The 11,813-nt window shown below is 63.7% G+C and carries 9 protein-coding genes; 4 read left to right on the top strand and 5 right to left on the bottom strand.

Annotated elements, in window-relative coordinates; genetic code table 11:
* Positions 1–23: 23 nt before the first annotated feature.
* Positions 24–1,381, bottom strand: a protein-coding gene (locus tag QQ992_RS04385; RefSeq protein ID WP_286110417.1) for an IS3 family transposase whose coding sequence is annotated in 2 segments (ribosomal slippage) — positions 24–913 and positions 913–1,381 — 1,359 coding nt in all. Because the reading frame shifts where the segments join, the coding sequence is not laid out codon by codon here.
* 171 nt (positions 1,382–1,552) lie between these two features.
* Between QQ992_RS04385 and QQ992_RS04380 the strand changes: the two genes are divergently transcribed.
* Positions 1,553–3,043, top strand: a complete 1,491-nt coding sequence (locus QQ992_RS04380; protein ID WP_286112350.1) for a sensor domain-containing diguanylate cyclase — start codon at positions 1,553–1,555, stop codon at positions 3,041–3,043.
* Here QQ992_RS04380 and QQ992_RS04375 read toward each other — a convergent pair.
* Positions 3,040–3,516 (bottom strand): ferritin-like domain-containing protein, encoded by a 477-nt coding sequence (locus QQ992_RS04375; protein WP_019099750.1) that lies wholly within the window; start codon positions 3,514–3,516, stop codon positions 3,040–3,042. The two genes, QQ992_RS04380 and QQ992_RS04375, sit on opposite strands and share 4 nt — an antisense overlap.
* Positions 3,517–3,719: 203 nt before the next feature.
* Here QQ992_RS04375 and QQ992_RS04370 point away from each other — a divergent pair, with 203 nt between their 5' ends.
* On the top strand, positions 3,720–3,941 hold the full coding sequence (locus QQ992_RS04370; protein ID WP_015268980.1) for a DUF3820 family protein: 222 nt from the start codon (positions 3,720–3,722) through the stop codon (positions 3,939–3,941).
* A gap of 158 nt (positions 3,942–4,099) precedes the next feature.
* Here the strand turns inward: QQ992_RS04370 and QQ992_RS04365 are convergent, their stop codons facing one another.
* Genes QQ992_RS04365 through ptsP form a run of 3 tightly spaced genes read right to left on the bottom strand, consistent with a single transcriptional unit; the run spans position 4,100 to position 9,639 of the window.
* Complete coding sequence (locus QQ992_RS04365; protein WP_286112348.1) at positions 4,100–5,842, bottom strand: PTS fructose-like transporter subunit IIB; 1,743 nt, start codon at positions 5,840–5,842, stop codon at positions 4,100–4,102.
* Positions 5,839–6,786 (bottom strand): 1-phosphofructokinase, encoded by a 948-nt coding sequence (gene pfkB, locus QQ992_RS04360; protein WP_286112346.1) that lies wholly within the window; start codon positions 6,784–6,786, stop codon positions 5,839–5,841. Before pfkB ends, QQ992_RS04365 begins: the two co-directional genes overlap by 4 nt.
* On the bottom strand, positions 6,787–9,639 hold the full coding sequence (ptsP, locus tag QQ992_RS04355; RefSeq protein WP_286112344.1) for a phosphoenolpyruvate--protein phosphotransferase: 2,853 nt from the start codon (positions 9,637–9,639) through the stop codon (positions 6,787–6,789).
* A gap of 284 nt (positions 9,640–9,923) precedes the next feature.
* Between ptsP and cra the strand changes: the two genes are divergently transcribed.
* Both cra and QQ992_RS04345 read left to right on the top strand, forming a co-directional pair.
* On the top strand, positions 9,924–10,919 hold the full coding sequence (gene cra / locus QQ992_RS04350; RefSeq protein WP_028699510.1) for a catabolite repressor/activator: 996 nt from the start codon (positions 9,924–9,926) through the stop codon (positions 10,917–10,919).
* Positions 10,920–10,921: 2 nt separating this feature from the next.
* The gene (locus QQ992_RS04345; RefSeq protein WP_286112341.1) at positions 10,922–11,704 is read left to right on the top strand and encodes a TatD family hydrolase; all 783 of its coding nucleotides are present in this window, start codon (positions 10,922–10,924) and stop codon (positions 11,702–11,704) included.
* The last annotated feature ends 109 nt before the right edge of the window (positions 11,705–11,813 follow it).

The raw sequence follows: 11,813 nt of genomic DNA, 5'->3' as shown, positions 1-11,813 counted from the left end.
TGCCCCCGAAAAGTTGGACAGTTTCAGCTAGCAGCCGCAGCATGGGTCCTGTATTTCACAGGGCTCATGCCATTGAGCTTTAGCTTGATGCGGTCATGGTTGTAGTAGTGGATGTACTCATCCAGACCAGCTTTCAGTTCTTCAACGCTCTCGAAGCGCTTCGGGTAGAAAAACTCGGACTTAAGCGTACCAAAAAAGCTCTCCATAGCCGCATTATCCAGGCAGTTTCCTTTGCGTGACATGCTCTGCTTCAGCCCTTGCTCTGCCAGCTTGTGGCGGTACTGCGAGTGTTGGTAGTGCCAGCCTTGATCTGAGTGAAGCACCAGTTTCGGCTTGTTTCCCAGGCGCTCGAAGGCCTTGTCCAGCATGTTGGTAACCAGCCCAAGGCACGGCCTGCTGGCCACTTCGTAGGCCACGATTTCGGCGTTGTACAAGTCCATCACAGGGGAGAGATAGATCTTTTCCTGAGCCACTTTGAACTCGGTAACATCGGTCACCCACTTCTGATTCGGGCGCTGCGCGAGGAAGTTTCGCTCCAGCAGGTTGGGCGCGATGGTGCCGACAACCCCCTTGTACGACCGGTACTTTTTTGGCCGTACTAGTGAGCGAAGATCAAGCTCGACCATCAAACGCTCCACCACCTTCTTGTTAACCAAGGTGCCGCCATTGCGGATCACGATTGCAACGCGCCGGTAACCGTATAGCCCTTTTTCCTCGTGATAGACACGCTGAATCATCTGCTTCAGAGCAGCATGCTTGTCAGGTTTGGCCTGCGCTTGAAGCTGGTAATAAAACGTACTGCGTGGCAGATCCGCCAACTGTAGAACGGCGGCCAAGGGAAACCGGTCCTTGAGCGCCGAGACGATCAGGGCTTTTTGGGCTGCCTTCGTTCCTGCTTCTTCAGTTCTTCCAGCTTTTTTAGGTAGGCGTTCTCCATGCGCAGCCACTCAAGCTCGGCCAGCAACTGGTCGCGGCTTTTCTCTGTGTCATCGGAAGTCGTAGGTTTGATGGGATAAGGCTTTTTCGGCATGGCAGCAGGTTTTCTTTTCTTGGGAGCAGGCAGTGCAGGGTCACCACTGTAGTGTTGCCGCGCCCAAATGCCTACCTGCGAGGACTGGCCGAGACCGAAATGGGCGGCGGTCTGACGCAAGGAAAGCTGATGCTTGTGCATGTACTCAAGGACTGAGCACTTGTAGGTCGCACTGTACCGCTGGCCTATTTTGCGCAGACTGAACTGTCCATGTTTCTGGAAGCTTGAGACCCAGCGCCGCAGCAGGCTGAAATCCACGGAAAATCGGCGGGCTACTGTTCGGAAGCCTTCACCACTCTCCAAGTAAGCCTGAACGGCAGTAAGCTTGAATTGGTCTGAATACTTGCTCATGTGGACACCCCAAGAAATTGGATTGGTGTCCAACTTCTTGGGGGCAGTCCAGGGTCTGGCGTAACTCCGAAATACTGCATTGCGTGATTCCGTCGGACAAATCTTGTCCGACAATCCGCGCTTCCCTAGAATGTCGCCGCCGCGAATGGCCCTGCCCACGCAGTAGCGAGCATGCCCACCCGATTACCGCGTTTCGCATTCCTCAGGTCGCACCCCGAGCTGACCCTCAATCTGGGCAGTTGCCTTGCCGTGCTCGCCATCGTCGCCATCGTCAGCTACCTGCTGGCGCGGGAACGCGATAGCGTCGAGCTGTCGGCCATTCGCTCGTCCAACAACATCGTTCAGTTGATCGAAAGCGACATCCTGCGCAACGCCGAACTCTACGATCAGTCCCTGCAGGGCCTGATCTGGGCTGTCGGACGCAAGGAACTGCCGGAAATCCCTGGCCCGCTACGCCAGCGCCTGCTTTTCAATGAAGCCTTCGTCGACCGCAAACGCGGTGATGTGCTGTGGCTGGACAAACAAGGCAACGTAGTGGGTGACTCCACCAGCAGCGTGCCGCGCAAGGCCAACTTCGGCGATACCGGGGTGTTCAAGGCGCATCAGAACAACGCCAACCTCGGTTTGCTGGTGGGCCCGCCGTTCAAGGCCAAACTGGGCGACCTGGACTGGTGTATCAGTTTCAGCCGGCGTATCTCTGGCCCCAATGGCGAGTTCGCCGGGCTGGCGGCAGGGGCACTGCGCCTGTCGTACTTCAGCGAGCTGTTCCAGCGCCTGGACATCGGCGACGACAGCAGCATCAACCTGTTCAATACCGACGGGCAGTTGCTCGCCCGCCAGCCCTCGCGCACGCAAGACCCACTGATCGGCACCAACTATGCCGAACGGCCCAACTTCAAGCGTATTCTCAGCGAACAGAGTGGCAACTTCACCGCACGCTCCGGGAGCGACGGCAGCTCACGCATCTACACCTTTGCCCGTGTCGCGCAGTTGCCGCTGATCGTACTGGTGGTTCACCCGACAGACGAGGTGTTCCAGTCGTGGCGACGTACCGCGATCCTGGTCAGCGTCGCGACCGGCGTGCTCTGCGTGGGCATTCTCTGGCTGACCCTGCTGCTGGGCCGCGAACTGCGCCGCCGCCAGGAAGCCGAGCAAGGCCTGGCTACCCTGGCTGCCACCGACAGCCTGACGGGCCTGGCCAACCGTCGCCGCCTGGACCAGGTGCTGCGCCAGGAATGGGCGCGCGCACAACGCAACCGCAAGCCGCTGGCCGTGCTGATGGTGGATGTGGACCATTTCAAGGCATTCAACCAGCGCCATGGCCATGCCGGTGGCGACCATGCCCTGCGTGAAGTGGCCAAGTCCATCGAGGCGTGCATCCGCCGCCCGGCCGACCTGGCTGCGCGTTATGGTGGGGAGGAGTTTCAGGTGGTGCTGCCGGAAACCGACCTGGCCGGCGCCCGACTACTGGCCGAACGGATACGCGCCAGCGTCGAGGCGCTAGCGCCGTTTGCCGATGATGCCCACGCGGTAACGGTGAGCATCGGTATCGGCCTGTCGGGCACCCAGCACGACCTGGCCAGGGTGCTGGGCGCTGCGGACGAAGCGCTCTACCGGGCCAAGGCCATGGGCCGCAACCGGGTAGAGGGGCCTGAGGCTTAAGAACGGGCGCGGGCAGCGTTGCGCAGGGCCTTGACCTGGTCATGGTTGCGCTGCACGCCTTGCAGCTGTTTTTCCACCAGGCTGTAGGTCATGTCACTGGCGGTGCGGCCCAGTTTCACCAGCTTTTCGCGGGCTTCCTTGTAAGCTTTAAGCGCGTGATCCTCGCCCCGCTCCACCTCGTTGAGCACCGCTTCTTCATCCTTGCCGGTGACCATCGACTTCAGGTTGACCCAGCCCCGGTGCAGGTCGCCGCTGATGCTGGTGGAAGTTTCCGGGTCGCCGCCCAGACGGCGCACTTCGCTTTGCAGTTCGCCTGCGGCATTGGCGCACTCGCCGGCACGCTGGACGAAGAACGCTTTCAACTCTGGGTTCTTCACATCATCGGCCGAGGTCTTGAAGCCTTTCTCGCCATCCTTGCTGTACTCGATCAGGTCGTTGAGCACATCGATCACGTCTTTGTTGGGGTTGCTCATGGTACGAACTCCTTGGCAGGTGATAGTCATCTGTAAGGGAGCAGTGTTCGTGCCAAGCCTTAATCAAAAAATAAATCTATTATTTTCAATAACTTATGCAATTAAAGATGAAGGTTGATGAGGGCGTTCTGCATGATTGCCGCTTGGGCCCTCGTGCAGATTGCAGTATGGTCGGCGCTTTTCCACAGCCAGGTGCATCGAAGATGAAGCCGGAAACCCTCGAACTGCTGGTGACCCGGACCATGCCGTTTGGCAAGTATCAGGGACGGATCATTGCCGACCTGCCGGGGGACTACCTGGCGTGGTTTGCGCGCAAGGGCTTTCCGGCGGGGGAGCTGGGTGGGTTACTGGCGTTGATGCATGAGATCGACCACAACGGGTTGGGTGATCTGTTGGTGCCGTTGCGGCAGAAGCACGGGCGCTGATACCAACTGACCAGCTGGCGCGAATCCTTGTAGGAGCGGCCTTGTGTCGCGATAGGGCTGCAAAGCAGCCCCAAATTTTCAGCTTCGTCGCATGAATTGCTGGGGCCGCTTTGCGGCCCTATCGCGACACAAGGCCGCTCCTGCAGGACGGTGTGAGCTCAGGTACCTTTGACTGGTGCCACCGCCAACTCCACCCGCTCGCTTTTCTTGATAACGGCATACACCACCGCCGTCACCAGGCTACCCGCCACAATCGCCAGCAGGTAAAGCAGTGCGTGGTTGATCGCATTGGGAATCAGCAGCACGAACAAGCCGCCATGCGGCGCCATCAGCTTGCAACCGAAGTACATCGACAGCGCCCCGGTCAATGCGCCACCCACGACACTGGCCGGAATCACCCGCAGCGGGTCCTTGGCAGCAAACGGGATCGCCCCTTCGGAAATGAAGCACAAGCCGAGCGCCAAGGCCGCCTTGCCCGCCTCGCGCTCGCTCTGGGCAAACTTGCGCCGGGCCAGGAAGGTGGCGATGCCCAGGCCGATCGGCGGCACCATGCCGGCGGCCATGGTCGCCGCCATCGGTGCGTAGCTCGACGACGCCAGCAACCCCACCGAGAAGGCATAGGCGGCCTTGTTGATCGGCCCGCCTAGGTCGACGCACATCATGCCTCCCAGCAACAGCCCCAACAGGATGGCATTGGTGGTGCCCATGCTGTCGAGGAAGTGCGTAAGGCCTTCGAGCATGGCCGCCACCGGCTGGCCCACCACGTAGATCATCACCAGGCCGGTGAACAGGCTGGCCAGCAGCGGAATGATCAGAATCGGCTTCAGCGCTTCCAGGCTGGTGGGCAGGCGCGCCCAGCGGGCAATGGCCTTGGCACTGTAACCGGCAAGAAAGCCCGCGACGATGCCGCCGATGAAACCGGCCCCCAAGGTGCTGGCCAGCAGGCCACCGATCATGCCCGGCGCAAGCCCCGGGCGGTCGGCGATGGACCAGGCGATATAGCCCGCCAGCAGCGGTACCATCAGCTTGAACGCGGCCTCGCCGCCGATCTGCATCAACGCCGCCGGCAAGGTGCCCGGCTCTTTATACGCCTCGATGCCGAACACGAACGACAGGGCAATCAGCAGCCCACCGGCCACCACCATGGGCAGCATGAACGACACACCGGTCAGTAGGTGCTTGTACACACCGGTCTTCTCGCCCTTTGTCGTACTGGCAGCCGCTGCGGCATCGGCGCTGCTTTCCACTTTGGCTTCGGCCAGGGCCTTGTCCAGCGTGGCGCGGGCTTGCTTGAGGGCGATGCCAGTGCCACAACGGTAGATCCGTTTGCCGGCGAACCGCGCAGTAGGCACTTCGATGTCAGCGGCCAGCAGCACCACATCCGCCTCTGCGATGGCCTCGGCAGACAAAGGGTTGCGCGCTCCGACCGAACCCTGGGTTTCGACTGTGAGTTGGTAGCCCATCTGTTGTGCCGCTTGCTGCAAGGCTTCTGCGGCCATGAATGTGTGCGCGACGCCGGTCGGGCAAGCAGTGACCGCAACGATTCGCGTGACCGCACTGCTAACAGCGACTGGGGCGTCTGATGTCGCCACCAACGGCTGGGCATTGGCTGCTGCCTCATCGAGGAAGCCTTCACGGTCGGCCAGCGCCTGGGAGGGTGTGCTCTGGTACACGCGCTTGCCGACGAAGCGGGCCAGGTCCACTGCGCCAGTGCTGACTACCAGCACCCAGTCGGCCTCGGCGATCTGCTGCGCACTCAGTTGCCGCTCGGGGTGCCCGGCTTCCTGCACTTCGACGCTGGTACTCCAGCCACGCCGCTGGGCAGCGGCGGACAACAAGCGTGCGCTCAGCACACTCGACACCTGGCCGTTGGGGCAGGCGGTGACAATGGCAATGTTCATCGGCAACCCTCTTGTTGTTCTGTCAGTTGCACGGCCGCTTCCAGACGCGCCAGTTGCTCGCGGTCACGGATGCCGAAGCCAACCTGGGTGACGGCCTGGGCGGCAATCGCGGTGGCACGGGTCAACGTCTGCGCAGGCAGCTCGCCCTGCAGCAGGCCATGGACCATGCCGGCTACCAGCGAATCCCCCGCCCCCACCGTGCTGGCGACCCGCACCTTGGGTGGGCTGGCGTGTACGGCCAGGTCGCGGGCGAACCAGCTGACCCCCTGCTCACCTGCAGACACCACCACATGTTCGACGCCGCTGGCCAGCAGGTGCTCGGCGGCTGCACGTTGCTGCGCCGGGTTATCCACCGCCAGGCCGAGTACCTCGCCCAACTCTTCGGTATTGGGCTTGACCAGCCAAGGCGCGCTTTGCAGGCCCGCACGCAAGGCTTCGCCGCTGCTGTCCAGCGCGACCTTCAGGCCCGATGCCTTCAACTGGTCGAGTAACTGGCGGAACCACTCGGCACTGATGCCACGCGGCAGGCTACCGGCCACCACCACCGCATCATGGCCTGGGGCGACCTGTTCCAGGCGGCGCAGCAACGCGCTACGCGCCGCCTCATCCACCTCCGGGCCCTGGCCGTTGATATCGGTGACGCGGCCATCGGCCTCGACCAGCTTGATGTTGCTGCGGGTTTCGCCCGGCACGCGAACAAAGCAGTCGGCAAAGCCGCGCCACTGGATCAGTGCTTCGAACGGCTGCAGGTTGTCCTGCCCGAGAAAGCCGCCAACGGTCACGCTGTGCCCCAGGTCGGCCAATACCTGGGCAACGTTCAGCCCTTTACCCGCTGCGTGGCTCTGTTGCACCTGGCTGCGGTTGACTTGCCCCGGGCGCAGGGTGTCCAGGCCGATGGTGATATCCAGCGCCGGGTTCAGGGTAAGGGTGAGGATCTTGGCCATTCAGGAACGCTCCACCAGCGCGCGAACCGCCGCAGCGCTGTCTTGTTGCAGGGCCTCGCGCGCCAGGGCGCGGGCCGTCTGGTGATCGGCCTGGCGAACCAGGGCCTTGACTTCGGCGATGCTGCGCGCAGACACACTGAGCTCGTCAACGTCCAGCCCCAGCAGCACAGGCACCGCCTGCGGGTCGGCCGCCAACTCGCCGCACACGCCTACCCACTTGCCATGGGCATGGGCGGCGCGCACGGTCATGTCGATCAGGCTGAGCACGGCCGGGTGCAGGCCATCGGCCTGGGCCGAAAGGCTTGGGTGGCCACGGTCGATGGCCAGGGTGTATTGGGTCAGGTCGTTGGTGCCGATGCTGAAGAAGTCCACTTCACGCGCCAGTTGCGGCGCCAACAAGGCCGCCGAGGGCACTTCGACCATGATGCCCAGTTGCAAATCGGCCACCGGGGTTTCTGCACGCAAGCGCTCGACCATGGCCCGCGCCTCGCGCCACTCGTGTACCTGGCCAACCATCGGGAACATGATACGCAGCGGGCGATTGTCGGCAGCCTGCAGCAAGGCACGCAGCTGGTCTTCCATGATCTGCGGGCGCTGCAGAGTCAGGCGCACGCCGCGCACGCCGAGGAAAGGGTTTTCTTCGGCGGCGATCGGCCAGTACGGCAGCGGCTTGTCGCCGCCGACATCGAGGGTGCGCACCACCAGCGGGCGCCCGTCCAGGCCATCGAGTACGCGGCGGTACTCGGCTTCCTGGGTCGCCACGTCCGGGGCCTGGGGGTGTGCCATGAAAATCAGTTCGGTGCGTAGCAGGCCGACGCCTTCGGCGCCCTGCTCCACCACCTTGGCGATGCCGTTGCTGTCCCCGATGTTGGCGAACACCTCGACAGCGTGGCCATCGCGGGTCACGGCGGGTTCGAGGCGGTTGGCCCAGGCGGCCTGCAGGCGTTGCTCGCGGGCATCACGCTCGGCCAGGGCGCGTTGCAATTCTTCTTCCGGCGGCGCCACATTGACCACGCCGCGCTGGCCATCGAGCAACAGCGGCGTGCCGGACTCAAGCAGCAGGACCGCTGCCCCCGCGCCCACCACTGCAGGAATGCCCAACGCACGGGCGACGATGGCACTGTGGGCAGTGGCGCCTCCTTGAGCGGTGACGATGCCGGCGACCCGGCTTGGGTCCAGCCGCGCCACATCGGACGGGCCGACTTCGGTCATCACCAGTACGTAAGGTTGTTCCGGCTCAACCTGGGCCTGCACACCGCACAATTGCGCCAGCACGCGGCGGCCGATGTCGCGCAGGTCGGCGGCGCGTTCGGCCAGCAAGGCATCGTGCAGCGCCTCTTGCTGACGGGCTGCGGCTTCGATTACCGCCATCCAGGCTGCCGCAGCACTTTCGCCTTGGGCAAGGCGCTGTTCGACATCGTCGGTCAGGGCCGGGTCGGCGAGCATTTCCTGGTGGGTGACGAAGATCTCGCCAATGGCTTTGTCGCTGCGCGTCACCAAAGCCTGCAGGTCAGTGTCCACCGCCGCTATGGCCTGACGCAGCTTTTGCCGCTCCAGAGCACTGGATTCGCCACGTAGCGGATAATCGAACTCACGCTCGACACACACATGCGCCGGGCCGCTGGCAATGCCGGGGGCAGCGCCCACGCCCTGGATACGGCTTCCGGCCATGGGGGCTTGCAGCACGTCGGCCGCAACGCTGGCAATGGGTGCTTCACGTTGCGCCAGCGGCTCAACCTCTTCGCCCAGGCCCTGTTCGATGGCCGCCAGCAGCACCGGCAAGGCATCGGCGGCGATGCCCGGTTCGGCCACCAACTCCAGCGTCTGGCCACGGCGGGCGCCGAGGCTGAGCAGCTTGCTCAGGCTCTTCACCGACACCGCCGGCTGCGCACTGTCGACCACGCGCACGCGGATCTCGCCCTCGAAGCCTTTGGCCAGTTGCGCCAGCACCTTGGCCGGACGCGCATGCAAGCCATGCGGGTTGGCCAGCACGATGCGCGCACTGGGCCAATCCGCTGGCGCCTCGCCCCCCAGCACTTCCAGTACCGCACGGCTGCTGGTGGCCTGGTAGAGCATTTGCCCACGCCCTTCGATCAGCACTTCGCACAGGCGCTCAAGCAAGGCCTGGTGGGCCGCGCCGAGGCTGGCCAGGCAGAACAGGCCGTTGAGCGGCTGGTCACGGTAACGCAGTGGCTGCTGCGGGGTGATGAAGGCCAGGCCGGGTTGGCGCACCTGACGCTCGCTGTGCAGCCACCACAGGCCCTCGCCCAATGGCAGCGGCTCGGCCTGTTGCAGCACGGCGGCAAAACCGCTGTCGACACAGTCGGCACGCTGCAGCAGACGGGCACCCCGCCAGGCCAGTTCGTCGAAATCCTCAGCGGGAACGTTCAGGCCGACCAACTGCGCATCCAGCGCCAGTTCCTGAGGTGCACCTTGCAGCAACTTGAGCAGCGCTTCGGCAGAGCTGGCCCGGCGTAGCGCTTCGGCCAGGTCGGTCTCACCCAGGGCGCGGGTGAGCAGCTGCAGCAGGCGCAGGTGTTCATCGGAGCGTGCAGCAATGCCAATGGCCAGGTAGACCCTTTGCCCATCACCCCAGTCTACGCCCTCGGGAAACTGCAACAGGCGCACGCCCGTGGCATGCACCAGATCGCGGGTTTGCGGCGTGCCATGGGGGATGGCGATGCCCTGGCCAAGGAACGTTGAGCCTTGGGCCTCGCGGGCCTGCAGCCCTTGCAGGTAACCCTCGGCGACCAGGCCGTCAGCGACCAGCCGGTCCGCCAGCAGGCACAACGCCTCGGCCTTGTCGGCGGCCGTCTGGCCCATGGCTATCTGCTCCTTGGCGAGCTCGAGCATGACCTTCTCCTTTTGCAGTTCCCGGTCGGGTACTGGAGTATTGTTGTGAAATTCACATGAAGGGCCAGTTCAACAGCCTTGCACAGATGGCAGCCGAGGCAGAAAATTCGGCGGCTGAAACGTTTAATCTGACCAGGCGGCCACGTTACTCGATAATCTGCCCGGTAAAAAGCCCCATCCTGTCGGACAATTGCGACAATGGTCGTCTGCGCGTGATGCCTGCGCTGGGTCAAAATGCCCGGTCCGGCCTTACAGCCAGCCCCGGAAATAACAAGGAAAATTCGGTGAAACTCAGCGATATCGCCCGCCTGGCCGGTGTGTCCGTGACCACAGCCAGCTATGTCATCAACGGCAAGGCTGAACAGCAGCGCATCAGCAACACCACCGTCGAGCGCGTGCGTGCAGTGGTCGAAGCCCATGGCTTTACCCCAAACCCGCAGGCCGCTGGCCTGCGCAGCCGGCACACCCGCACCCTGGGCTTCATTCTCCCGGATCTGGAGAACCCCAGCTACGCCCGCATTGCCAAGCAGCTGGAGCAAGGCGCCCGCGCCCGTGGCTACCAGTTGCTGATCGCCAGCAGCGACGACCAGCCCGACAGCGAGCGCCAGCTGCAGCAATTGTTCCGTGCCCGCCGCTGCGACGCGCTGTTCGTCGCCAGCTGCCTGCCACCGGAAGACGACAGCTACCGTGACTTGCAGGACAAAGGCCTGCCGGTGATCGCCATCGACCGCCGCCTGGACCCTGCGCACTTCTGCTCGGTGATCAGCGACGATCGTGATGCCAGCCGCCAACTGGCCGCCAGCCTGCTCAGTGCCGCCCCGCGCAGCATTGCCCTGATCGGCGCCCGCCCTGAGCTGTCCGTCAGCCAGGCGCGTGCCGGCGGCTTCGACGAAGCCCTGCAAGGCTATGCCGGTGAAGTGCGCCGCTATCAGGGTGAAGCGTTCAGCCGCGAGTGCGGCCAGCGCCTGATGCAGCAGCTGATCGACGACCTGGGCGGCCTGCCGGATGCCTTGGTGACCACCTCGTACGTACTGCTGCAAGGGGTGTTCGATACCCTGCAGGCGCGCCCTGCCGATTCGCGCCAGCTGCAGCTGGGCACCTTTGGCGACAACCAGTTGCTCGACTTCCTGCCACTGCCGGTCAATGCCATGGCCCAGCAGCATGGCCTGATTGCCGCCACCGCGCTGGAGCTGGCGCTGGCCGCCATCGAGGAAAAGCGCTACGAGCCGGGTGTGCATGCCGTTGGTCGTACCTTCAAGCAGCGCATCACTGCAGCCTGACCATGCGCCTGATCGACACCCACACCCACCTGGACTTCCCCGACTTCGACGCCGACCGCCCGCGCCTGCTGGCCAATGCGGCGGCGCGTGGGGTGGAACGTATGGTGGTGCTGGGGGTGTACCAGGCGAATTTCCAGCGGGTGTGGGACCTGGCCTGCAACGATCAGCGCCTGTTCGCGGCACTCGGCCTGCACCCGGTCTACCTCGACCAGCACCGCCCGGAGCACCTCGTTCAGTTGCGCGAATGGCTGGAACGCCTGCACGGCGATACGCGGCTGTGCGCCGTGGGTGAATTTGGCCTGGACTACTACCTTGAAGACCTGGACAAAACCCGCCAGCAGGACCTGTTTGAAGCGCAACTGCAGATGGCCTGCGACTTCGAACTGCCTGCGCTGTTGCATGTACGCCGCAGCCATGCGCAGGTGATTGCCACGCTCAAGCGCTACAAGCCGGTGCGGGCGGGGGTGATCCATGCGTTTGCCGGCAGCTACGAAGAGGCGCGCGAGTACATCAAGCTGGGCTTCAAGCTCGGGCTTGGCGGTGCCGCGACGTGGCCACAGGCACTGCGGCTACGCAAGACCCTGGCGCGGCTGCCGCTGGAGAGTGTGGTGCTGGAGACCGATGCGCCAGACATGGCGCCGGTGATGTACCCGGGGGTGAGGAACAGCCCGGAACACCTGCCGGAGATTGCCGGGGCGCTGGCGCAGGTGATGGGATTGGATGTAGAGGAGCTCGCTCACTCCAGTAGCCGCAATGCCTGCGAGTTATTCAGATGGTCAAGCTAACGCGGTTGTTGTAGGAGCGGCCTTGTGTCGCGATCGGGCCGCAAAGCGGCCCCAGCAATTTATGCGGCGAAGCTGAAATCTGGGGCTGCTGCGCAGCCCATCGCGACAC

Origin of the sequence: Pseudomonas kurunegalensis (assembly GCF_030291635.1) — a bacterium.
Taxonomy (GTDB): Bacteria; Pseudomonadota; Gammaproteobacteria; order Pseudomonadales; family Pseudomonadaceae; genus Aquipseudomonas; species Aquipseudomonas monteilii.
Note: the sequence above shows the minus strand (reverse complement) of the source record. Positions and strands in the feature narration are given on the sequence as shown.